Below are 24,137 nucleotides of genomic sequence, written 5' to 3' on the forward strand. Positions count from 1 at the left end.
TGGTTAAACCGCGGCGGCCCCCGAGACGATCTCGGTGAGTTCCTGAGTAATGCTGGCCTGACGAGCTTTGTTGTAAACCAACTGCAGCTCTTTAATCAGGCTGCCGCCATTATCGGTCGCGGCTTTCATCGCCACCATTCGTGCGGCCTGCTCGCTGGCCAGGTTTTCTACAACGCCCTGATAAACCTGAGATTCAACGTAACGACGCAGCAGGGTATCCAGCAGCGGTTTCGGATCGGGTTCATACAGGTAATCCCAGGCTTTCTGTTTCAGCTCGTCATCTTCTGAAGCCGGTAAAGGCAGCATCTGAGTGAGCGTTGGCACCTGAGACATGGTGTTAATAAATTTGTTGCTGACAACGTACAGTCTGTCCAGACGGCCTTCATCATAGGCCTGCAACATCACTTTAACCGGGCCGATCAGTTCGGACAGGGACGGGTTATCACCCATACCGGTCACCTGAGCGACAATGTTGCCACCAACGGAGTTAAAGAAAGAGACGCCTTTAGAGCCGATCAATGCGAGGTCGCACTGAACGCCTTTATCGGACCAGCCTTTCATATCCGCCAGCAGTTTTTTGAACAGGTTAATGTTCAAGCCGCCACACAGACCACGGTCGGTCGACACCACCAGGTAGCCCACGCGCTTAACGTCGCGTTCTTCCAGGTAAGGGTGCTTATATTCCAGATTACCGTTTGCAAGGTGACCAATCACTTTGCGCATGGTTTCTGCATAAGGACGGCTGGCCGCCATGCGATCCTGCGATTTACGCATTTTGGAAGCGGCGACCATCTCCATCGCTTTAGTGATCTTTTGCGTGTTCTGGACGCTTGCGATCTTACTACGTATCTCTTTTGCGCCGGCCATGAGCTTCTCCTCAATGCCAGGCGGCTTGTCCTGAGACAAGCCGCCGGACGATTACCAGGATTGGGTTGCTTTGAAGGAATCGAGGATAGCTTTCAGCTTGCCTTCGATTTCGTCGTTATAGCCACCGGTCTGGTTGATCTCTTGCATCAGCGGAGCGTGATCACGGTCGACGTAAGCCAGCAGAGCGGCTTCGAAGCTACCGATTTTCGCCAGTTCCACATCTTCGAGGTAACCGCGTTCAGCCGCGAACAGTACCAGGCCCTGCTGAGCAACAGACATTGGTGCGTACTGTTTCTGCTTCAGCAGCTCGGTCACTTTCTGACCGTGGCTCAGCTGTTTACGGGTTGCTTCGTCCAGATCGGATGCGAACTGAGAGAACGCAGCCAGTTCACGATACTGTGCCAGCGCGGTACGGATACCACCGGACAGTTTCTTGATGATCTTGGTCTGAGCAGCACCACCTACACGGGATACGGAGATACCCGGGTTAACCGCCGGACGAATACCGGAGTTAAACAGGTTGGTTTCCAGGAAGATCTGACCATCGGTAATGGAGATTACGTTGGTCGGAACGAACGCAGAAACGTCACCCGCCTGGGTTTCAATGATCGGCAGCGCGGTCAGAGAGCCCGTTTTACCCTTCACTTCACCTTTGGTGAAGTTCTCGACGTATTCCGCGTTAACGCGGGAAGCACGCTCCAGCAGACGAGAGTGGAGGTAGAATACGTCGCCAGGGAACGCTTCACGTCCTGGTGGACGGCGGAGCAGCAGGGAAACCTGACGATAAGCAACAGCCTGTTTAGACAGGTCATCGTATACGATCAGTGCATCTTCACCGCGGTCACGGAAGTATTCACCCATTGCACAACCGGCGTATGGCGCCAGGTATTGCAGTGCAGCAGATTCAGAAGCGGTTGCCACAACAACGATGGTGTTAGACAGCGCGCCGTGCTCTTCCAGTTTACGAACCACGTTAGAAATGGTGGACGCTTTCTGGCCGATAGCCACGTACACACATTTGATGCCGGAGTCACGCTGGTTGATGATGGCATCGATAGCCATCGCGGTTTTACCGGTCTGACGGTCACCGATGATCAGTTCACGCTGACCACGACCGATTGGGATCATGGCATCAACGGACTTATAACCCGTCTGAACAGGCTGATCTACGGACTGACGGTCGATAACGCCCGGTGCGATAACTTCGATTGGAGAGAAGCCATCGTGCTCAACCGGACCTTTACCGTCGATTGGTGCACCCAGGGTGTTAACAACACGACCCAGCAGGCCACGGCCAACCGGAACTTCCAGAATACGGCCAGTACACTTCACCTTCATGCCTTCGGCGAGGTCAGCGTATGGACCCATCACAACGGCACCTACGGAGTCGCGCTCCAGGTTCAGTGCGATAGCGTAACGGTTACCCGGCAGGGAAATCATCTCACCCTGCATACAATCGGCCAGGCCGTGGATGCGGATAACACCGTCACTTACAGAAACAATAGTACCTTCGTTATGAGCTTCGCTCACAACATTGAACTGAGCAATGCGCTGCTTGATCAGTTCGCTGATTTCGGTGGAATTCAGTTGCATGCTCCAGTCCCCTTAAGACTGCAAGACGTCTGCAAGGCGCTCAAGACGGCCGCGTACGCTGCCATCAATGACCATATCACCCGAGCGGATGATTACGCCTGCCATTACAGACTTATCGATTTTGCAATTCAGCTTAACTTTGCGTGACAGACGTTTTTCCATCGCGGCGGTAATTTTCGCAAGCTGTTCATGACTCAGTTCAGTCGCAGAAGTTACTTCAACTTCAGCAGTAGCTTCACTAAGGGCACGTAAGTGCTCAAACTGCTCGAGAACATCCGGGAGCACACGGAGACGACCATTTTCTGCCATTACCTTAATCAGGTTCTGGCCGTTGGCATCCAGTTGCTCTCCGCACACGGCGATGAACGACGCGGCGAGGGTTTCAGGTGCTAATGCACCAGAAAGCAACTCGGCCATTTGTTCGTTTTTCGTCACCTCAGCGGCAAACGCCAGCATATTCTGCCAGCGATCGACATTTTGGTGTTCGACAGCAAAGTCAAAAGCTGCTTTGGCGTAGGGGCGAGCTACCGTAACAAATTCAGACATCAGCCCCTCCCTCCTTACAGTTCAGCGACAAGTTTGTCCACGATGTCGCTGTTAGCAGCTTCATCCACGGAACGTTCGATGATCTTCTCGGCGCCAGCAACAGCCAGAATCGCAACCTGCTTACGCAGTTCTTCACGAGCACGTTTACGCTCAGCTTCAATTTCAGCCTGAGCCTGTGTCACGATCTTAGTACGTTCCTGTTCTGCTTCAGCTTTGGCTTCGTCCAGGATCTGAGAACGGCGTTTGTTAGCCTGTTCAATGATTACCTGAGCTTCCGCTTTCGCTTTTTTCAGCTGGTCTGTCGCGTTGGCCTGTGCAAGGTCCAAATCTTTCTTTGCGCGTTCTGCAGAAGCCAGACCGTCAGCAATTTCTTTCTGACGTTTTTCGATGGCAGCCATTAAAGGCGGCCATACATACTTCATGCAGAACCAGACAAAGATAATAAACGCGATGGCCTGGCCGAGGATTGTTGCGTTCATGTTCACAGCACAATACCTCTTAAATTTCTGTGGCTTGGGGTTTTAAAACAACTACTACGCGACAGCAAACATCACGTACAGACCCAGACCTACAGCGATCATTGGGATAGCATCCACCAGACCCATAACGATAAAGAACTGAGTACGCAGCAGAGGAATCAGATCAGGTTGACGCGCAGCGCCTTCCAGGAATTTGCCCCCGAGGATGCCGATACCGATCGCAGCACCGATAGCCGCCAGACCCATCATCACAGCGGCAGCCATGTACAGCAGATCCATATTCAGGTTTTCCATGACAGTCTCCAGTTTGTTTCAATTAAAACGTAGTAGTGTTGGTAAAAAATCAGTGCTCTTCAGACGCCATCGACAGATAGACGATCGTCAGAACCATGAAGATAAAGGCTTGCAGCGTAATGATCAGGATGTGGAAAATGGCCCACGGCACATTCAGAACCCACTGTGACCACCACGGCAGAAGACCCGCGATCAGAATGAAAATCAGCTCACCCGCATACATGTTGCCGAACAGTCGCAGACCCAATGAAACAGGTTTGGACAGCAGGCTAACGCCTTCCAGGATCAGGTTGACCGGAATAAACGCCCAGTGGTTGAACGGCTGCAAGGTAAGCTCTTTCACAAAGCCGCTTACGCCTTTCATTTTGATGCTGTAGAAAAGAATCAGGATAAACACGCCCAGCGCCATCGACAGGGTGATGTTCACGTCAGCAGACGGAACCACGCGCAGAGCAGGCAGACCGAAGACATGCTCGCCAATCCACGGCAGGAAATCGATAGGCAGAAGGTCCATCAGGTTCATCAGGAACACCCAAACGAACACGGTCAGGGCCAGCGGAGCAATCAGCTTGCTCTTACCATGGTACATGTCTTTCACGCTGCCATGAACGAAGCCAATGATCATTTCGATGAACGTCTGGAATTTCCCTGGAACACCGCTGGTCGCTCTTTTAGCAACACCGCGGAACATGGCCAGGAACAGAAGACCCAAAACCACCGAGAAGAACATGGAGTCGATGTTGATCGTCCAGAAGGTGGCCGGGGGGTTATGTGGATCCACCAGCGAGAATGTACGCAAGTCCATCTGAAGGTTGCTCAGATGGTGACCTATGTAATCCTGCGGCGTCATATTTTCTGAAGCCATGATGCCTTTTACCCTTTGTTATTGATTACAGCTGGAGCCAGAACTTGTACCACCAGCACCAAAACCCACGTTGCTATCAGCGGCATGAATACCACTTTCAAAACCGCCAGCGCCATCACCAGTAGAGCAAAGGTCAGCAACACCTTACACACTTCGCCGAGGGCGAAGGACCAGGCCACGCGGCCTTTGGCAGGTGTATGCGCCTGATGACGCCAGGCAAAAATCATAAACAACATGTTTGGCAGCACAACCGCCAAACCCCCGCACACGGCGGAGATGCCCCAGAAGGGGTCTTTGAGGCTAAACAGCAGTCCACTTGCTATCACAGCCAGAAACTGAATGAACAGAAGCTTACGAGCAACGTTTCTACTCAAGAGCGACACAGACATCACGTTTTTACTCCTGCTCCCTTCGAGGTATGCCGCGTGTCGTATAAAACGTCCTTTAAGGCTCAGAGTCAAGCATCAAAAAGCGGTCAAATTATACGGTGCGCACCCGTGATTTCAAACATTAAGTAGCGAAAAGGTGAATAAATGTTTAAATATTTTTCCCCACCGCTATTTTTTAACTTTTGATGAAAGCCCCGACCTTCGGCCAAAACTGCAAACAGCGCGAAAACGTTGGCTACAAAGCGTGCACGAGATCACAAAACACACATTTGCGATAAGGTTGTATTTATCAAACACGTAAATCGCCTTATTTCATCTTTCTGAAATTAAAGACAAAATGTCGCAACTATTTTCAAAACAGCCCCGTATACAATAAAAACCTTTTATTGACATTCTTAATAAATATTTAACATTGCATTCTGGTTGCTGCTTTTCACTTTTAGCAGGCTGATATTTTCGTGGTTGATTATCTTCAGGGTGAACAATGGTCATGAAGTTAACCGTTAGAAAACCCTTAGTAAAAACGAGGTTAAATTATCTCCGGCAAAATCCGCTGTGTTGTGCTGTTTTTTAACACGGACAGAACAGCACAAATTCCACATTTTTTATTAATTTTTTAAAAATTGTTTGGCTTAATTATCACCAGATGACGTTCACCCTCGAGCTGAGGGATCTGTAACTTCTCAATGGATTCGACCATAAAACCCTCCGGAAGCTGTTCAATTTCCTCGCCAGGCAACTGACCTTTCAGCGCATAAAAACGGCCATTCTCTGCCGGTAAGTGCTTACACCAGCTCACCATGTCATTAAGCGAAGCGAAGGCACGGCTGATGACACCGTCAAACGGTGGCTCTGCCGGGAACTCCTCTACCCTGCTTTGCACTGGCGTGATGTTCTCAAGCTTGAGCTCATGCTGTACCTGGCGCAAAAAACGCACGCGCTTGCCAAGGCTATCCAGCAGCGTGAAATGGCTTTCCGGGCGGACAATCGACAGGGGAATACCCGGCAGGCCAGGACCCGTGCCCACATCGATAAAGCGCTCACCGTTCAGGTACGGCGCCACCACAATGCTATCGAGAATATGGCGAATCAGCATCTCGTTGGGGTCGCGTACGGAGGTGAGGTTGTACGCTTTATTCCATTTGTTCAGCATATCGACATAGGCCACCAGCTGATTTTTCTGGTGATCGGTGAGCGAAATACCTGCCTGATCCAGCAGACGAGAGAGTTTATTGAGCACGGTGAATACCTGTTGAGAGACTTAAGTGGCGGGTGGCGCTTCGCTAACCCGCCCTACGGAGTTCTGTAGGCCCGGTAAGCGCAGCGCCACCGGGCGAATTACACATGTTACGCGCTACGGCGCAGCATGCCCTGCTTTTTCAGCCACACCAGCAGAATCGAAATCGCGGCGGGCGTGACACCGGAAATACGGGAGGCCTGGCCAATCGACACGGGTTTATGATCGTTCAGTTTAGCGATCACCTCATTGGAAAGGCCCGTCACCTGACGATAGTCCAGCATTTCCGGCAGCAGCGTGTTTTCGTTACGCTGCTGTTTTTCGATCTCATCCTGCTGACGCGCGATGTAACCTTCGTATTTCACCTGGATTTCAACCTGCTCAGCCGCTTCAGCGTCTTCAAGACCCGGAGCAAAGGCGGTAAGTTTCACCAGATTCTCATAGGTCACTTCCGGACGACGCAGCAGGTCTTCACCACTGGCTTCGCGGGAGAGCGGCGCAGTCAAGTGAGCGTTCACTTCGGCAGCGGTTTCGGCCTGCGGATTGACCCAGGTCGTTTTCAGGCGCTGACGTTCCTGCTCAATGCGCTCCAGCTTCTCGTTGAAGCGCGCCCAGCGTTCGTCATCCACCAGACCCAGCTCACGACCCATTTCGGTCAGACGCAGGTCGGCGTTATCTTCGCGCAGCATCAGGCGATATTCCGCACGAGAGGTAAACATACGGTACGGCTCTTTGGTACCCAGCGTGCAGAGATCGTCGACCAGCACACCCAGATAGGCCTGAGAGCGCGCCGGAGCCCAGCCCTCTTTCTCGGCAGAGAAGCGGGCGGCGTTCAGACCCGCCAGCAGACCCTGCGCAGCCGCTTCTTCGTAACCGGTCGTGCCGTTAATCTGACCCGCGAAGAACAGACCGTGGATGAATTTGCTCTCCAGGGTCGGTTTCAGGTCTCGTGGATCGAAGAAATCGTACTCAATGGCGTAGCCAGGGCGAACGATTTTCGCGTTCTCCATCCCCTGCATTGAGCGAACAATCTGCATCTGCACATCGAACGGCAGGCTGGTGGAGAAGCCGTTCGGATAAATTTCGTTGGAGGTCAGCCCTTCAGGCTCCAGGAAGATCTGGTGCTGGTTACGATCGGCAAAGCGCATCACTTTGTCTTCGATCGACGGGCAGTAACGCGGGCCGATCCCTTCGATCACGCCAGCGTACATTGGGCTGCGATCAAGGTTATTGCGGATCACGTCATGGGTTTTTTCGTTGGTATGCGTGATATAGCACGGTACCTGCTTCGGATGTTGTGCTGCATTGCCCATGAACGAGAAGACCGGCATCGGGTTATCACCGTGCTGTTGTGCCAGCACGCTGAAATCAATGGTGCGCGCGTCAATACGTGGTGGCGTACCGGTTTTCAGACGGCTCACACGCAGCGGCAGTTCACGCAGGCGGCGTGACAACGGGATAGAGGGCGGATCGCCTGCACGGCCACCGCTGTAGTTATCCAGACCGATATGGATCTTACCGTCCAGGAATGTCCCAACGGTAAGGACAACCGCTTTCGCGCGGAATTTAAGCCCCATCTGGGTGACAGCGCCCACGACACGATCGTTCTCAACAATAAGATCTTCCACCGCCTGCTGGAAGATCATCAGGTTAGGCTGATTCTCCAGGGCGGTACGCACTGCCTGACGGTAAAGCACGCGGTCTGCCTGAGCACGGGTCGCACGTACGGCGGGGCCTTTGCTCGCGTTTAGTATCCTAAACTGGATGCCTGCCTGATCGATCGCTTTCGCCATCAGGCCGCCAAGTGCATCCACTTCTTTTACCAGGTGTCCTTTCCCAATGCCGCCAATCGCCGGATTACAGGACATTTGTCCCAGCGTGTCGATATTGTGTGTCAAAAGCAGGGTCTGCTGACCCATTCGCGCTGCGGCCATTGCGGCCTCAGTGCCTGCATGACCCCCGCCAATGATAATGACGTCAAAAGGATCCTGATAAAACATGGTGGTCTGCCTCGCGTAAAGCGGTATGAAAATGGATTGAAGCCCGGGCCGTGGATTCTACTCAACTTTAGTCTTTCGAGAAAGCATTGGGATCCTGGGCTATTAAAAAGAAGATCTTTTTATTTAGAGATCTGTTCTATTGTGATCTCTTATTAGGATCGAGGACCTTTGTGGATAAGTCCGATCTCATAAAGAAGATCATGAAGTTAGAAAGGATCGTTTGCTGTGAATGATCGGTGATCCTGGCCCGTATAAGCTGGGATCAGATCGCGACTTTATGCACAGGCCAAAAACGACTTCGCCGTTGTCCTTTGGATAACTACTGCTTAATACGAGCTTTTAACCAGAGTTATCCACATCTGTTCGCGCGATCTTTAATCGTTTTTGAGTAATTTTTTCCATTCACCCAGCCAGATCTCGGCCGGATCCTCCGGAATATCATGATCGAGGATGTTGATCTTCAGCGTTTCACCCACCTGTTTTGCTCCACAGGCGGTCACTGCCGCTTCAACTTTCTCGATAGCACCGCAGAAGGTGTCATATTCGCGACTGCCAATACCCACCGCGCCAAAACGGACGTTTGACAGGTCAGGTTGCTGTTCCTGCAGTTCGTCATATAAAGGCTGGAGGTTATCCGGAAGATCGCCTGCGCCATGCGTGGAAGTGATCACCAGCCAGACCCCATCAGTCGGGAGATCTTCAAGCAAAGGCCCGTGCAGCGTTTGTGTGGAAAATCCCGCATCCTCCAGCTTCTCAGCCAGATGTTCCGCTACATATTCCGCGCCGCCAAGGGTGCTGCCGCTGATAAGGGTAATGTCCGCCATTGATCGCTCGCTCAGATAAAGAGAGGGCCATTGTACGCTGTGAACGGGCTGGGATCTACCTGTGGAAAATGTGGGTATGAATTTGCCCGATCAGGGGCGGATGGTACGCATGATCGGGTTTTGCAGGGAGATCAACGTCTCGGTGGACTGAATTTCATCGATTGTTTGGATCTTGTTGATAAGTACCTGCTGGAGGGCGTCGATGGATCGACACATCACCTTGATAAAGATGCTGTAGTGGCCGGTGGTGTAGTACGCCTCCGTCACTTCATCGAGCGCGTTCAGCTTCGCCAGCGCGGAAGGATAATCTTTTGCGCTTTTAAGAATAATGCCAATAAAGCAGCAGACGTCATAACCCAGCTGTTTTGGACTGACATCTATACGTGCCCCGGTAATGATCCCTGCCTGTTTCATCTTCTCTACACGAACATGAATCGTCCCCGGGCTGACGCCAAACTGCTTCGCCAGTTCGGCATAGGCGGTACGGGCATTGGCCATTAACGCCTCCAGGATGCCGCGGTCCAGATTATCGATCTGATAATTTTCCATAGCTTTTTCTTATGAAGATTAATGAATCACTCTATTCTAGCGTTAAATTTTGACGAATCAAAAGTGAAGGTGGCTTTTTGTTGTTTGATTATTGAATTGAATGCCTTTTCTGTTGCTTAATCAACACCAACAGGACGCAGGAGTATAAATAATGAAAACCGCTTATATCGCAAAACAACGCCAGATCAGTTTCGTTAAATCTCATTTTTCCCGCCAGCTGGAAGAGAAGCTGGGTCTGATTGAAGTTCAGGCACCGATTCTCAGCCGCGTGGGTGATGGGACGCAGGATAACTTGTCCGGATGCGAAAAAGCGGTGCAGGTGAAAGTGAAAACACTGCCAGACGCCCAGTTCGAAGTGGTTCATTCCCTCGCGAAGTGGAAGCGTCAAACCCTGGGACAGCACGACTTCAGCGCGGGTGAAGGGCTTTACACGCACATGAAAGCCCTCCGCCCCGATGAAGACCGCCTGTCTGCCATTCACTCCGTTTACGTTGACCAGTGGGACTGGGAGCGCGTAATGGGTGATGGCGAGCGCCATGTCGGCACGCTGAAATCCACCGTTGAAGCGATCTACGCCGGGATCAAAGCGACCGAAGCGGCCGTAAGCAAAGAGTTTGGTCTGGCACCGTTCCTGCCGGAATCGATCCACTTTGTTCATAGCCAGGAGCTGCTGAGTCGTTTCCCGGATCTGGATGCTAAAGCTCGTGAACGTGCGATCGCCAAAGAACTGGGTGCCGTCTTCTTGATGGGGATCGGCGGTAAGCTGTCAGATGGCAAACGTCATGATGTTCGTGCACCGGATTATGATGACTGGAGCACCATGAGCGAGGGCGAATTTGCCGGTCTCAACGGCGATATTCTGGTCTGGAACCCGGTGCTGGAAGATGCGTTTGAGCTCTCTTCAATGGGGATCCGCGTGGATGCTGATGCGCTGAAACGCCAGCTGGCGGTGACCGGTGATGAAGATCGTCTCATGCTGGAATGGCATCAGGCGCTGCTGCGCGGTGAGATGCCGCAGACCATTGGTGGCGGCATCGGCCAGTCCCGTCTGACCATGCTTCTGCTACAACTCTCGCATATTGGTCAGGTTCAGTGTGGTGTCTGGCCGCAGCAGGTACGCGAAAGCGTCAGCTCGCTGCTGTAATTAACGCTGCCAGCGTCTGAGCAGGCGGCTACGTAACCCGGTATCAAAGCGCCAGATATGATCGAAGATGCGCATGATGCCGGGTTTTCCATGGGCGGACATCGCCACTGCGTGGAAACGGTGCTGATGCACCCGTTGCAGCTCCTTCACTTTATTCACCACGTCATCCGGCAGCCGCTGGGCAATAAAATCAGAAATCACCACCGCGTCAGCGTCGTACCAGTCGCCGCCCTGCATACGTTCCACAATGCTGCGAAAACAGCTGGCCAGATCGGTACCGCCGCGAAAACGCTGGCTTAAAAAGCGGATCGCCTGCTCAAGCCCCTGTTGATTCGTCAGTTCGTAGCTCACCACTTCGCTGGAAAAGAGCATGATAAAGCAGCGACGTCGATCGGCGAGCGCCACCCGCATCAGCGCCAGGCAGAACGCTTTTGCACACTGTTCATTGAATCCTCCCATTGAGCCGGACGTATCCACACAAACGATAAATGGGCCGCGTGGCTGCTCATCAAAATCCTGATGGACCACCGGACGCTGGCTGATTTTCTCGCGCCAGGCTTCACCGTGCAGGCGATAGGTCAGAAGCTGTTTTTCCACCAGCCGGCGATAAAACTCATATTCCAGCTCGGTCATCCCGAGCGTGCTCAGTTCCGTAGGCAGCAGACGTAAAATATCATCGCTTTGCTGGAGCCCATCTACCTGTTCGGGCACGGTGGCCGGTTCCCGCACCAGGGTGCGGAAGGTTTCCATTGGGGCATCCTTCTTTGGGACCGATTTAGCCTCCCTTGAGCGACCCAGCTGTTCCGCAAGCTTCATCAGCTCGGGCTGCTGCGCCAGGAAATCACCATACCGGACAATCAGCTGATAATCCCCACGCCTGATTTGGCCTGCACTCATATCCCAGAGACGTCCGGCGGCGTTTTCATTCTCTATCAGTACCTGCTCCAGCTGACCGCTTAAGGTCATGCGTTCCTGAACTTCGCTGAGCAATTGTTCACGCTCTTCATCCAGCAGCTGCTGGTTCAGCGTCGTGGCCTGCACCACAAGGCTGAGGCGCCAGCGCTGTAAAAAGAGGGTGTGTAGCGCGGGCGTAAAGGTAGCGTTATCGGTGACCAGCGCCCGGGCCTGGCTGGCAAACGGGGAGTGGACTTTATCGAGTAACGTCAGGGTTTGCGGGATCTGAACGATAAACTGCGACGTGGAAAGCCGCTGGCACTGCTGATAGCAGGCCACCTCTTCGGTTAACTCCTGTGGCACTTCGGTCTCTTTAAACCGCTGTCGCAGGTTGTCCCGCCAGCGCGGGAGATCGTCCGTCATCGCTTTTTTTAGCTTCGGGAATTTTTCAAAAAACGCCGCCAGTTGCGGGGACGCCAGAAGAGTAATGATCACCTCTTCAATCAACCCATCTTCGCTGACGGCCAGCATGACGTTAAGCGTATCCAGCGTTAGCATTGACGAGCCTGTTTGATCTGCGCGCTCACATCCTGCAGGCTGGCTTCAATGCGACCTAACCAGTCGCTGTGAATAAAGAGGCACTTTTGCTGTTCGCTAAAGCGCGTATGTTGCTGATGCCATTCGGTATCCAGCGCCTCCAGTTGCTGTTTGATCTCTTCCGGCACGCTGTCAGAGGCGCTTCCAGGAAGGGCAAGGCGCGATCCCTGCAGGCTTACATCGCGGATCACCAGGTGCTGACTGCTGTCCACTTCCATATTCAAAGGCTGTGCAAAACCAATACCGTTGAGCTTGCCGCGGATCTCTCCACCCTTATCAAGCCACTGGGCCAGCGCGTCACGCTCAAGCGTAATGTGCACCACCTGCATGTCATGGAGTTTAAGCGGCTGCTGGAGAAGCAGCGTCAGCGTTGGGCTGGTCAGCTCAGCGGGCAGTTCGTAGTGCGGTTTACGGGCGAACATGCCGCCAAGACGGTTCACCTTCAGCGCGGTTTTATCACTTTGCTGCTGCTGTAGCTGAATGCGCCGTTGGGCAATCGCCCCAAGCTGGTTAAGCATTGATTGCTGGCCCCAGGCGTGTCCGGTCATCAATATTTCAAGCTGCTGCTGCATCAGATTCATCCCTTCGGCATCGTGCCAGAGGCAGTCTTTCAGCAGGATCAGATCGATAGGGGCAACCGCGTCGCGCCCGCTGAACAGGGCGCTGGCCTGCAGCAGACGGATTGCTTTTTTCCAGCGACGGTCGGAAACATAAGGTGCAGAAGGAAGGAGATCGAGCTGCTGACGGAGCTGGTAGATCAGCTCAAAAACCGCGTCCGGCAGTGTGATCTTGCCGATATCCACCTGCCACTGCTGATACTCCTCGTCCGTGACCTGCAGTGACGCGGCTACCGGGTTTTCATTTTCATCCTGCTGGCTGGTCAGCATGGAGCGGAAGTTGGATTTATCCTGCACTTTGTCCAGCCACAGGCGGATCAGCATGCGGTCATACAGCGCTTCAAGGCTGCTGTCGGCCTCGGGAAGTTCGTTCGAGGCGGCCACCAGCAGGCGCATCGGGATTTTCTCTTCACTGGCGCCGTTGCGGAACCGGCGTTCGTTAATCGCCGTGAGCAGGGTGTTCAGAATGGCCGGTCCCGCTTTCCAGATCTCATCAAGAAAAACAATCTCCGCTTCCGGTAGATACCCCTCAGTCAGACGCTGATAACGCCCCTCATCTTTCAGCGCCTGAATGGACAGTGGGCCGAAAACTTCTTCAGGGGTGGAAAAGCGGGTCATCAGGTATTCGAAGGCGCGCGCATTCTGGAAGGCGAATTTGAGCCGGCGGGCAATCAGGCTTTTGGCAATGCCCGGAGGCCCAAGCAGAAATACGCTTTCACCGCTCAACGCCGCCAGTAAACAGAGGCGGATGGCGTGGCTACGCTCGAAAAGGCCTTTCTCCAGCGCGCTGCTGAGACGGGAAATTCTTTCTGCTAATAAATGTGAGTGAGCCATAATAGTTTTTGCATCCTTTCGCCGTCGTGGCGGCCAATTGAAGCGAGTATAGACGTTTCAGTCAGGGCTGGTAATAGACTGAAGTGCGGCGCAATTTTCTTTGCGCTACATTAAAGCGGTTGCATTTAGGGGTTCGATTTTGCAACGAATCAGGCATACTGTGCGCTTTTTGTGGACCAAGGGACCAGGAACACATTTGTTATTTAAACGAAAAGACTAGTCTATGAGCACTGATAATAAGCAATCATTACCCGCAATTACGCTTGCGGCGATCGGGGTTGTCTACGGTGATATCGGCACCAGCCCGCTTTATACGCTTCGTGAATGTCTGTCCGGCCAGTTTGGCTTTGGTGTTGAACGCGATGCCGTATTTGGCTTCCTGTCCCTCATCTTCTGGCTGCTGATCCTGGTGGTTTCTGTTAAATATCTCTCCTTTGTGATGCGTGCAGATAACGCAGGTGAAGGCGGGATCCTGACCCTGATGTCCCTTGCCGGGCGCAACACCTCGGCCAGAATGACGTCGGTGCTGGTCATCATTGGCCTGATTGGCGGCAGCTTCTTCTATGGGGAAGTGGTCATCACACCTGCTATCTCAGTGCTTTCGGCGATAGAGGGGCTTGAGATTATCGCGCCGCAGCTCGATACGTGGGTGGTTCCGCTGGCGATAATCGTCCTGACGCTGCTGTTTGTGATCCAGAAGCACGGTACCGGACTGGTGGGGAAACTCTTCGCGCCGATTATGCTCGCCTGGTTCCTGATCCTGGCGGCGCTTGGCTTGCGCGGTATCATTGATAACCCGGAAGTGCTTCAGGCGCTGAACCCGTACTGGGCTGTCCATTTCTTCCTCGAATACAAAGTGGTGTCTTTTGTGGCGCTCGGCGCCGTTGTGCTCTCTATCACCGGTGTTGAGGCGCTGTATGCGGATATGGGGCACTTCGGCAAACTGCCTATTCGCCTGGCGTGGTTTATCGTGGTATTGCCCTCTCTGGCGCTGAACTACTTTGGTCAGGGTGCGCTGCTGCTGAAAAACCCGGAAGCGATTAAGAACCCGTTCTTCCTGCTGGCTCCGGAGTGGGCGTTAGTACCGATGCTGATCCTTGCCACGCTGGCGACGGTTATTGCCTCTCAGGCGGTGATTTCCGGCGTGTTCTCTCTGACGCGCCAGGCCGTGCGTCTGGGCTATCTCTCTCCGATGCGTATTATTCATACCTCAGAGATGGAATCGGGTCAGATCTACATCCCGTTTGTTAACTGGCTGCTCTATTTCGCTGTGGTGATTGTGATCGTCAGTTTTGAGCACTCCAGCAACCTCGCGGCAGCGTACGGTATTGCGGTGACGGGGACGATGGTGCTGACATCGCTTCTTTCCACTACGGTGGCGTACCGAAACTGGCACTGGAACAAATTCCTCGTGGCGATGATTCTGGTGGGCTTCCTGTGCATCGACGTACCGCTGTTCTCTGCCAACCTCGACAAGATTGTCTCCGGTGGCTGGCTCCCGCTGACGCTGGGTCTGGTGATGTTCATTGTGATGACCACGTGGAAAAGCGAGCGCTTCCGTCTGCTGCGTCGTATGCATGAGCACGGTAACTCCCTGGAGGCGATGATTGCCTCGCTGGAGAAATCACCACCGGTTCGTGTGCCGGGTACGGCAGTGTATATGTCTCGTGCGTTGAACGTTATTCCGTTCGCCTTGATGCATAACCTCAAGCACAACAAAGTGCTGCATGAGCGGGTCATCCTGCTGACCCTGCGCACCGAAGATGCGCCTTATGTTCACAACGTGCGCCGTGTGCAGATTGAGCAACTGTCGCCAACCTTCTGGCGCGTGGTGGCAAGCTACGGCTGGCGTGAAACGCCGAACGTGGAAGAGGTCTTCCACCGCTGCGGCCTGGAAGGCTTAAGCTGTCGAATGATGGAGACATCGTTCTTTATGTCGCACGAGTCGCTCATTATCGGCAAACGCCCGTGGTATCTGCGTCTGCGCGGCAAGCTTTACCTTATCCTGCAGCGTAACGCCCTACGTGCGCCTGACCAGTTTGAGATCCCGCCTAACCGCGTGATCGAGTTGGGGACGCAGGTCGAGATTTAAGCTCCTTAAAATGCCGGGTGGCGCTTCGCTTACCCGGCCTACTCATACTCACTGTTCCCGCCAAAATTTACGTCTCATTTCACTTAGCGAAACGTTTCGACGCCGATCACAAATCTGTTACGTCACGGTGGTTTTCTGAACACTCTTGAGACTAAACTGATGTTAGCGAAACGTTTCGCTAGTGGAGCAAGAAAATGAAGAAAGGCACGGTTCTCAACTCAGAAATCTCGTCGGTTATTTCCCGTCTTGGGCATACCGATACGCTGGTGGTTTGCGATGCAGGCTTACCGGTTCCGCGCAGCACAACCCGTATTGATATGGCGTTAACGCAGGGCGTGCCCTCGTTTATGCAGGTACTGGAGGTGGTGACCGCGGAGATGCAGGTTGAGTCGGCCATTCTCGCCGCGGAAATCAAACAACATAATCCGCAACTCCACGAAACGTTGCTCAATCACATTGAGCAACTGCAACAACACCAGGGAAACACCATAGAAATTCGTTACACAACACACGAACAGTTCAAACAACAAACCGCAGACAGTCAGGCGGTGATTCGCAGCGGGGAGTGTTCCCCGTATGCGAATATTATTCTCTGTGCTGGCGTCACCTTCTGAGGCCATCATGGACGCATTACTGCAACTTAAAGGGATCGACAAATCGTTCCCGGGCGTAAAAGCCCTTTCTGGCGCGGCGCTGAACGTTTATGCCGGACGCGTGATGGCGCTGGTGGGCGAGAATGGCGCCGGCAAATCCACCATGATGAAAGTGTTGACCGGTATCTATCAACGCGATGCCGGATCACTTTTGTGGCTGGGTAAAGAAACCACCTTCAGTGGCCCAAAAGCCTCGCAGGAAGCGGGGATCGGCATTATTCACCAGGAACTGAACCTGATCCCGCAGCTCACTATTGCGGAGAACATCTTCCTTGGCCGTGAGTTTGTTAACCGGTTTGGCAAAATTGACTGGAAAACGATGTATGCCGAAGCGGATAAACTGCTGGCGAAGCTGAACCTGCGCTTCAAAAGCGACCGCCTGGTGGGCGAACTTTCCATTGGCGACCAGCAGATGGTGGAGATCGCGAAGGTGCTGAGCTTTGAGTCGAAGGTCATCATTATGGATGAACCGACGGACGCCCTGACCGATACCGAAACCGAATCCCTGTTCCGCGTCATCCGCGAGCTGAAATCGCAGGGGCGTGGGATTGTCTATATCTCTCACCGTATGAAAGAGATTTTCGAGATTTGCGACGACGTTACCGTCTTCCGCGACGGGCAGTTTATTGCCGAACGCGAAGTGGCGACGCTGACAGAAGACACGCTTATCGAAATGATGGTGGGACGCAAGCTCGAAGACCAGTACCCGCATCTCGACAAAGCGCCGGGTGAGATCCGCCTGAAGGTGGACAACCTCTGTGGCCCGGGCGTGAACGATGTCTCCTTTACCCTGCGCAAAGGAGAAATTCTTGGCGTGGCGGGGTTGATGGGTGCGGGCCGTACCGAGTTGATGAAAGTACTCTACGGTGCGCTGCCGCGCACCAGCGGTTATGTCACCCTTGATGGCCATGAAGTCGTCACGCGCTCCCCGCAGGATGGACTGGCGAATGGAATTGTCTATATTTCTGAAGACCGTAAGCGCGACGGCTTAGTGCTCGGCATGTCGGTAAAAGAGAACATGTCTCTTACCGCCCTGCGTTATTTCAGCCGCAGCGGCGGCAGCCTGAAACACAAAGATGAACAGCAGGCAGTCAGCGATTTTATCCGCCTCTTTAACGTGAAAACCCCCTCAATGGAGCAGGCGATTGGCCTGCTGTCCGGCGGTAATCAACAGAAAGTGGCGATTGCACGCGGGCTGATGACGCGCCCGAAAGTGTTGATCCTCGATGAACCAACCCGCGGCGTGGATGTGGGGGCCAAGAAAGAGATCTATCAGCTGATTAACCAGTTCAAGGCCGACGGCCTGAGCATCATTCTGGTCTCTTCCGAGATGCCAGAGGTATTAGGCATGAGCGATCGCATTATCGTCATGCATGAAGGGCATCTCGGCGGTGAATTCACTCGCGAGCAGGCCACCCAGGAAGTTCTGATGGCTGCCGCTGTGGGCAAGCTTAATCGCGTGAATCAGGAGTAAGAAGATGACTACCCAGGCTGTTTCTGGTCGCCGTTATTTCACAAAGGCATGGCTGATGGAACAAAAATCGCTGATTGCCCTGCTGGTGCTGATCGCGATTGTGTCGACCATGAGCCCCAATTTCTTCACCGTTAATAACCTGTTCAATATTCTGCAGCAGACGTCGGTGAACGCCATTATGGCGGTCGGGATGACGCTGGTGATTTTGACCTCGGGTATCGATCTGTCCGTCGGTTCCCTGCTGGCGCTCACCGGTGCGATCGCCGCTTCAATTGTCGGGATTGAGGTCAACGCGCTGGTGGCCGTTGCGGCTGCACTGGCGGCTGGCGCGGCGATTGGTGCCGTAACCGGCGTGATTGTGGCAAAAGGCCGCGTTCAGGCGTTCATTGCCACGCTGGTGATGATGCTGCTGCTGCGCGGTGTGACCATGGTGTACACCAACGGCAGCCCGGTGAATACGGGCTTTACCGATAACGCCGATCTGTTTGGCTGGTTCGGTATCGGCCGCCCGCTGGGTGTTCCTACCCCGGTCTGGATCATGGCTATCGTCTTCCTGGCGGCGTGGTACATGCTGCATCACACCCGTTTGGGCCGTTATATCTATGCGCTGGGCGGTAACGAAGCGGCAACGCGTCTGTCCGGTATCAGCGTCAATAAAGTGAAAATTATCGTTTACTCACTGTGCGGTTTGCTGGCCTCTCTGGCGGGCATCATCGAAGTGGCGCGCCTCTCTTCCGCGCAGCCAACGGCGGGTACGGGGTATGAGCTGGATGCCATTGCGGCAGTGGTTCTGGGCGGTACGAGTCTTGCGGGCGGTAAAGGTCGCATTGTTGGGACATTGATCGGCGCACTGATTCTCGGTTTCCTGAATAATGGTTTGAATTTGTTAGGTGTTTCCTCCTATTACCAGATGATCGTTAAAGCAGTGGTGATTTTGCTGGCGGTGCTGGTAGACAACAAAAAACAGTAACTGACGACACTACAGGACATCTTAGATATGAACATGAAAAAACTGGCTACCCTGGTTTCTGCTGTCGCGCTGAGCGCAACCGTAAGTGCTAACGCTATGGCGAAAGACACCATCGCGCTGGTTATCTCCACGCTGAACAACCCGTTCTTTGTCTCCCTTAAGGATGGTGCGCAGAAAGAAGCCGACAAACTGGGCTACAACCTGGTGGTGCTGGATTCGCAGAACAACCCGGCGAAAGAGCTGGCTAACGTGCAGGACTTAACCGTTCGCGGTACTAAAATCCTGCTGATCAACCCAACCGATTCTGACGCCGTGGGTAACGCCGTTAAGATGGCAAACCAGGCGAAGATCCCGGTGATCACCCTGGACCGTCAGGCAACGAAAGGCGACGTTGTGAGCCACATCGCGTCTGATAACGTGCTGGGCGGTAAAATCGCGGGTGACTACATCGCGAAGAAAGCAGGCGAAGGCGCGAAAGTTATCGAACTGCAGGGGATTGCCGGTACGTCTGCAGCCCGCGAGCGCGGCGAAGGTTTCCAGCAGGCGGTTGCGGCTCACAAATTTAACGTGCTGGCCAGCCAGCCTGCCGACTTCGACCGCACTAAAGGTCTGAACGTCATGCAGAACCTGCTGACCGCGCACCCTGACGTGCAGGCGGTGTTCGCACAGAACGACGAAATGGCGCTCGGCGCGCTGCGTGCCCTGCAGACTGCAGGTAAATCTGATGTGATGGTTGTCGGATTTGACGGCACACCAGATGGAGAAAAAGCGGTAAATGATGGCAAACTGGCGGCGACCATCGCTCAGCTGCCTGAGCAGATCGGCGCGGCTGGCGTGCAGACTGCCGACAAAGTGCTGAAGGGCGAAAAAGTTCAGGCTAAATATCCAGTTGACCTGAAACTGGTCATCAAGCAGTAAAAAGGCGATTCAGGCAGTCGCTGGCTGCCTGAGGGACACCAATAAAGAAAAGTGTGGCATACGCCACCGGGTAACACCGGTGGCGCTCTCAGATGGACAGCTCAACCATGAAAACCGCAGGCAACCTCGTCGTCCTTGGCAGTATCAATGCCGATCACATTCTTAACCTTGAATCCTTCCCGACGCCGGGCGAAACCGTCACCGGTAACCATTACCAGGTGGCATTTGGCGGTAAAGGTGCCAACCAGGCGGTTGCAGCAGGACGCAGTGGGGCAAATATCGCGTTTATCGCCTGCACGGGTGATGACGATACCGGCGAGCGCGTGCGTAAACAGCTCGCCAGCGATAACATCGATGTTGCGCCAATCAGCGTTGTTGCAGGGGAATCGACCGGCGTGGCGCTGATTTTCGTCAACGCGGAAGGTGAGAATGTCATCGGTATTCATGCTGGCGCGAATGCCCGTCTTACGACGGAACGCGTTGAAGCACAGCGCGAGCTTATTGCCAGTGCCGACGCGTTACTGATGCAGCTGGAATCGCCCGTGGAAAGCGTACTGGCGGCCGCTGACATTGCGCATCAAAATCATACCACTGTCGTACTTAATCCTGCGCCTGCCCGTGTACTATCAGATGAACTGCTGGCGCGGGTGGACATCATTACGCCGAACGAAACCGAAGCGGAAAAACTGACGGGCATTCGTGTTGAAAATGATGATGACGCAGCGCGTGCCGCGAAAGCGTTGCATGATAAAGGTATCGGCACCGTTATCATTACCCTCGGCAGCCGCGGCGTGTGGGCTAGCGTAAATGGCGAAGGCCGTCGCGTGCCGGGCTTTAAGGTCAAGGCGATTGACACCATCGCGGCAGGCGATACGTTTAACGGAGCATTGGTGACAGCGCTGCTGGAAGGAAAGGGAATGGACGATGCTATCCGCTTTGCGCATGCTGCTGCGGCTATCGCCGTCACGCGCAAAGGTGCCCAGCCCTCCGTTCCATGGCGTAAAGAGATCGATGAATTCTTAAGTCAGCAGGGGTAACGCTTGGCCACAATGAAAGATGTCGCCCGCCTGGCGGGCGTTTCTACGTCGACAGTCTCCCACGTCATTAATAACGATCGCTTCGTCAGCGAGGCGATTCGGGAGAAAGTTGAAGCCGCAGTTAAAGATCTCAACTATGCGCCGTCTGCGCTGGCCCGCAGCCTGAAGCTCAACCAGACGCGCACCATTGGCATGCTGATCACCGCCAGTACGAATCCCTTTTATTCTGAACTTGTTCGCGGTGTGGAACGCAGCTGCTTCGAACGTGGCTACAGTCTGGTGCTGTGCAATACCGAAGGGGACGAGCAGCGCATGAACCGTAATCTGGAGACGCTGATGCAAAAACGCGTCGACGGGTTACTGCTGCTGTGTACCGAAACGCATCAGCCCTCGAAAGAGATCATTCAGCGTTATCCGTCTATCCCCACGGTGATGATGGACTGGGCGCCGTTCGACGGTACCAGCGATCTGATTCAGGATAACTCCCTGCTGGGCGGAGATATGGCAACCCAGTATCTGATCGACAAAGGCCATACCCGCATCGCCTGTATTACCGGTCCGCTGGATAAAACCCCGGCGCGTCTGCGTCTTGAAGGGTACCTTTCCGCGATGGCTCGGGCGGGACTCGCGGTTCCGGAGGGTTACCGTATTACCGGTGATTTTGAGTTTCATGGCGGTTTTGAGGCGATGCAGACGCTGCTGGCGCAGACACCGCGTCCGCAGGCCGTCTTTATTGGCAACGACGCCATGGCATTTGGAGCATATAAGGCGTTGTATCAGGCGGGATTGCGTGTTCCGGACGATATGGCGGTGATTGGTTATGATGATATCGAACTGGCCAGCTACATGACCCCGCCGCTGACCACGATCCATCAGCCAAAAGATGAACTGGGTGAGCTGGCCATTGATGTACTGATCCACCGAATGGCGCAGCCCACGCTGCAGCAGCAACGTCTGCAGCTTACTCCTGTTCTGATGGAACGGGGTTCGGTTTAGCTTTTGTTTTGTGGCGTTCTTTAATCAGGTTCCGGCCATCTTTTGGTTTTAACAGCATAAAGACCAGCGCTGAAACCACGGTAAGTACGCCCATCGTGATAAACGTATAGTGGAATTGCTCGACGGTGTTAGCGCTGTCAAAACCTTCATAGAACCGCAGTACCGCCGCACTGACGGCCACCCCGAGACTGATCGATAACTGTTGAGTCACCGCCAGCACGCTGTTGCCACTACTGGCGTTGTCGTCAGTCAGATCCGCGAGAGTAATCGTGTTCATCGACGTGAACTGCGTCGACATTGCCATACCCAGCACAAACAACGGCAGAATTAGCATCCAGACCGGCAGTGAAGCCGATTGCAGGGAGAACTGCGCAATCATCAGTCCGATAAAGACCGTTACGCCAACCAGCGTCTTCCGATAGCCAAACCAGCGCAGCACCTGTGTGACGGTCGATTTTGCCAGTATCGATCCCATGGCGGTGGGCGCCATCATGCAGCCGGCAATCAGCGCCGGATAGCCGAAACCCACCTGCAGCATCAGTGGCATCAGAAACGGTACGCAGCCCGTCCCCAGGCGCGAGGCGATATTCCCGGCGATACCTACCGAGAAAGTACGCGTATTAAACAGAGACAGCGAGATCAGCGGTGTCGGGTGACGGCGTGCATGACGTATATAAAGAAGGAACAGCAAAATACCGCTGAGAATGACGGACAGCGCAAGCCATGTCGCCACAATCTTTTCACCAAACAACTCCATCCCGCTGGAGAACAATACCAGGCTCAGACCAAACAAGAAAAAACCACCCATATCGAAACTGCGTCTTGGCGTGGTGAAGTTCGGCATATATTTGCGGGCATACAGCAGTCCCGCTACGCCAATTGGAATGTTAATCAGGAAGATCCAGTGCCAGCTGGCCCAGGTGACAAACACACCGCCGAGCACCGGGCCAAGTATCGGGCCGACCAGTCCGGGCATGGTGACGAAGTTGAGCACGGGAAGCAATTCACTGCGCGGATAGGCGCGCAAGAGTGCCAGGCGCGCCACGGGCATCATCATCGCACCGCCAATCCCCTGCAGGACGCGGAAGATAACCAGTTCGGTCAGAGAGGTTGATAATGCACAGGCCAGCGAACCGAGCGTAAAGAGCGTTACGGCCAGCATAAACACGCGACGGGTGCCGAAGCGATCGGCGAGCCAGCCACTCACCGGGATCAGCATCGCAACCGTCAGGGTATAACTGATGATGGCGGACTGCATCGCCAGCGGCGACCGGTTAAGGCTTTGCGCAATAGCGGGAAGCGCGGTGTTGAGAATGGTGGCATCCAGTGCCTGCATAAAGAACGCCATGGCTGCAATCCATGGCAGTCCGGCCATGCTGCGTGCTTTTTTCTGTGTCATTTATTCACCTGCTGGTGGGTTGGCGCGGCCAGTAACGCCTGACACGCGCTCAGGGCTCGTTGCCCGTCGCTCTCCTGAATGGCATCGACAATAGCCTGATGCAGATCCAGCTTCACCACTTCGTCTTGTGTAATAGAGGTAAAGTAGGTGTGGTACACCGAATGGAATAAAGAGGCAAAGGAGGTCAGGAACGGATTGGCGCTCATCATATAGATATGTTCATGCCAGGCCATATCGACCTCAACCCAGCGTTCGCGGTTGAAATGTTTTTTCAGGAATACCATCTCTTCCATTAAGGTGTTGAGCTGCGCTTTTTGTTCTGCTGTCCCGAGCGTGGCGGCGAGCAGGCAGGCCTGAGGCTCAAGACTGCTGCGCATTATCAGAAAGTGATCGACGACCTGATTGAAGTTGTCTTTTGTCATCCACCAGGAGAGAAGCTCCTGATCGAGGAAGTTCCAGTTGCTTTGTGGCATCACGCGCGTACCAATACGCGGACGCGGAAGCACCATGCCTTTTGCTGTTAAGGTTTTGACGGCTTCGCGAACGGCGGTACGACTTACGCCAAACTGCTCGCCCAGCTCCATTTCACCCGGCAGGATGCTACCCGGGGCATATTTACCCGCTAAAATCAGCTGAGCCAGCTTTTCTGCCAGCACATATGACAGGTTTTTTTGGGCTGCCAGCTGTTGTGCGCTCAATGGCATTGCTTTTATTCCTTAATGATTCTTGCTGATAAGTATGCCACCGTGAATGTGATTGTGGTTGCAGAGACATCAAATAGAACACTTTGTAGCTTGATTTCATCGCTGTTGGTGAAAAAAAACACGGACGGAAACTTTTTTTAAATTTCCTCTTGTCACTTCAGAATA

23 protein-coding genes are annotated in these 24,137 nt (G+C 53.8%); 8 read left to right on the plus strand and 15 right to left on the minus strand.

Annotated features, from left to right (window positions below; genetic code table 11):
* Positions 1–3 precede the first annotated feature (3 nt).
* From atpG to asnC, 11 genes are all read right to left on the minus strand, one after another.
* On the minus strand, positions 4–867 hold the full coding sequence (gene atpG / locus EKN38_RS18765; RefSeq protein ID WP_003862364.1) for a F0F1 ATP synthase subunit gamma: 864 nt from the start codon (positions 865–867) through the stop codon (positions 4–6).
* Between the two features lie 51 nt (positions 868–918).
* Positions 919–2,460 carry a F0F1 ATP synthase subunit alpha gene (gene atpA, locus EKN38_RS18770; protein WP_003862367.1) on the minus strand — a complete coding sequence of 514 codons (1,542 nt, stop codon included), beginning with the start codon at positions 2,458–2,460 and terminating at the stop codon, positions 919–921.
* 12 nt (positions 2,461–2,472) lie between these two features.
* Positions 2,473–3,006 (minus strand): F0F1 ATP synthase subunit delta, encoded by a 534-nt coding sequence (gene atpH / locus EKN38_RS18775; protein ID WP_013099407.1) that lies wholly within the window; start codon positions 3,004–3,006, stop codon positions 2,473–2,475.
* 14 nt (positions 3,007–3,020) lie between these two features.
* Positions 3,021–3,491: a F0F1 ATP synthase subunit B gene (atpF, locus tag EKN38_RS18780; protein ID WP_013099406.1), complete on the minus strand. Its 471-nt coding sequence runs from the start codon at positions 3,489–3,491 to the stop codon at positions 3,021–3,023.
* 48 nt (positions 3,492–3,539) lie between these two features.
* A complete protein-coding gene (gene atpE / locus EKN38_RS18785) occupies positions 3,540–3,779 on the minus strand; it encodes a F0F1 ATP synthase subunit C (RefSeq protein WP_000429386.1) in 240 nt (79 codons plus the stop codon).
* A gap of 49 nt (positions 3,780–3,828) precedes the next feature.
* Positions 3,829–4,644 carry a F0F1 ATP synthase subunit A gene (gene atpB / locus EKN38_RS18790; RefSeq protein ID WP_014833827.1) on the minus strand — a complete coding sequence of 272 codons (816 nt, stop codon included), beginning with the start codon at positions 4,642–4,644 and terminating at the stop codon, positions 3,829–3,831.
* 8 nt (positions 4,645–4,652) lie between these two features.
* Positions 4,653–5,033, minus strand: coding sequence for a F0F1 ATP synthase subunit I (gene atpI / locus EKN38_RS18795; protein WP_006177553.1), 381 nt, complete (start codon positions 5,031–5,033; stop codon positions 4,653–4,655).
* Between the two features lie 616 nt (positions 5,034–5,649).
* Positions 5,650–6,273: a 16S rRNA (guanine(527)-N(7))-methyltransferase RsmG gene (gene rsmG / locus EKN38_RS18800; RefSeq protein ID WP_014833826.1), complete on the minus strand. Its 624-nt coding sequence runs from the start codon at positions 6,271–6,273 to the stop codon at positions 5,650–5,652.
* A 107-nt stretch (positions 6,274–6,380) separates the two neighbouring features.
* Complete coding sequence (gene mnmG / locus EKN38_RS18805) at positions 6,381–8,270, minus strand: tRNA uridine-5-carboxymethylaminomethyl(34) synthesis enzyme MnmG (protein ID WP_126522516.1); 1,890 nt, start codon at positions 8,268–8,270, stop codon at positions 6,381–6,383.
* A gap of 374 nt (positions 8,271–8,644) precedes the next feature.
* On the minus strand, positions 8,645–9,094 hold the full coding sequence (gene mioC, locus EKN38_RS18815) for an FMN-binding protein MioC (RefSeq protein WP_014833824.1): 450 nt from the start codon (positions 9,092–9,094) through the stop codon (positions 8,645–8,647).
* Positions 9,095–9,184: 90 nt separating this feature from the next.
* Positions 9,185–9,643 (minus strand): transcriptional regulator AsnC, encoded by a 459-nt coding sequence (asnC, locus tag EKN38_RS18820; protein ID WP_008500198.1) that lies wholly within the window; start codon positions 9,641–9,643, stop codon positions 9,185–9,187.
* A gap of 151 nt (positions 9,644–9,794) precedes the next feature.
* Between asnC and asnA the strand changes: the two genes are divergently transcribed.
* The gene (asnA, locus tag EKN38_RS18825; protein ID WP_014833823.1) at positions 9,795–10,787 is read left to right on the plus strand and encodes an aspartate--ammonia ligase; all 993 of its coding nucleotides are present in this window, start codon (positions 9,795–9,797) and stop codon (positions 10,785–10,787) included.
* Here the strand turns inward: asnA and viaA are convergent, their stop codons facing one another.
* Positions 10,788–12,239, minus strand: coding sequence for an ATPase RavA stimulator ViaA (gene viaA, locus EKN38_RS18830; RefSeq protein ID WP_014833822.1), 1,452 nt, complete (start codon positions 12,237–12,239; stop codon positions 10,788–10,790). It abuts the gene before it with no gap.
* The gene (ravA, locus tag EKN38_RS18835; RefSeq protein ID WP_014833821.1) at positions 12,233–13,729 is read right to left on the minus strand and encodes an ATPase RavA; all 1,497 of its coding nucleotides are present in this window, start codon (positions 13,727–13,729) and stop codon (positions 12,233–12,235) included. The genes viaA and ravA overlap by 7 nt, the downstream gene beginning before the upstream one ends.
* 223 nt (positions 13,730–13,952) lie before the next feature.
* On the opposite strand from ravA, the gene kup reads away from it, so the two are divergent.
* The 7 genes from kup (at position 13,953) to rbsR (ending at position 21,869) form a co-directional block, all read left to right on the plus strand.
* Entirely contained in the window at positions 13,953–15,821 is a 1,869-nt protein-coding gene (kup, locus tag EKN38_RS18840; RefSeq protein WP_014833820.1) for a low affinity potassium transporter Kup, read from the plus strand.
* A 194-nt stretch (positions 15,822–16,015) separates the two neighbouring features.
* Entirely contained in the window at positions 16,016–16,435 is a 420-nt protein-coding gene (gene rbsD, locus EKN38_RS18845) for a D-ribose pyranase (RefSeq protein WP_014833819.1), read from the plus strand.
* A gap of 7 nt (positions 16,436–16,442) precedes the next feature.
* Positions 16,443–17,948 (plus strand): ribose ABC transporter ATP-binding protein RbsA, encoded by a 1,506-nt coding sequence (gene rbsA, locus EKN38_RS18850; RefSeq protein ID WP_014833818.1) that lies wholly within the window; start codon positions 16,443–16,445, stop codon positions 17,946–17,948.
* A 4-nt stretch (positions 17,949–17,952) separates the two neighbouring features.
* Positions 17,953–18,918, plus strand: a complete 966-nt coding sequence (rbsC, locus tag EKN38_RS18855; protein ID WP_006808742.1) for a ribose ABC transporter permease — start codon at positions 17,953–17,955, stop codon at positions 18,916–18,918.
* A gap of 27 nt (positions 18,919–18,945) precedes the next feature.
* Entirely contained in the window at positions 18,946–19,836 is an 891-nt protein-coding gene (gene rbsB, locus EKN38_RS18860) for a ribose ABC transporter substrate-binding protein RbsB (protein ID WP_014833817.1), read from the plus strand.
* Between the two features lie 107 nt (positions 19,837–19,943).
* Positions 19,944–20,873, plus strand: a complete 930-nt coding sequence (gene rbsK, locus EKN38_RS18865; RefSeq protein WP_014833816.1) for a ribokinase — start codon at positions 19,944–19,946, stop codon at positions 20,871–20,873.
* Positions 20,874–20,876: 3 nt separating this feature from the next.
* Positions 20,877–21,869: a ribose operon transcriptional repressor RbsR gene (rbsR, locus tag EKN38_RS18870; protein ID WP_014833815.1), complete on the plus strand. Its 993-nt coding sequence runs from the start codon at positions 20,877–20,879 to the stop codon at positions 21,867–21,869.
* Here the strand turns inward: rbsR and mdtD are convergent.
* The gene (gene mdtD, locus EKN38_RS18875; protein ID WP_014833814.1) at positions 21,835–23,268 is read right to left on the minus strand and encodes a multidrug transporter subunit MdtD; all 1,434 of its coding nucleotides are present in this window, start codon (positions 23,266–23,268) and stop codon (positions 21,835–21,837) included. The genes rbsR and mdtD overlap by 35 nt on opposite strands.
* Positions 23,265–23,972, minus strand: a complete 708-nt coding sequence (locus EKN38_RS18880) for a FadR/GntR family transcriptional regulator (RefSeq protein ID WP_014833813.1) — start codon at positions 23,970–23,972, stop codon at positions 23,265–23,267. The genes mdtD and EKN38_RS18880 overlap by 4 nt, the downstream gene beginning before the upstream one ends.
* Positions 23,973–24,137 lie beyond the last annotated feature (165 nt).

The organism is Enterobacter sp. WCHEn045836 (assembly GCF_003965585.1).
GTDB classification, from domain to species: domain Bacteria; phylum Pseudomonadota; class Gammaproteobacteria; order Enterobacterales; family Enterobacteriaceae; genus Enterobacter; species Enterobacter dissolvens.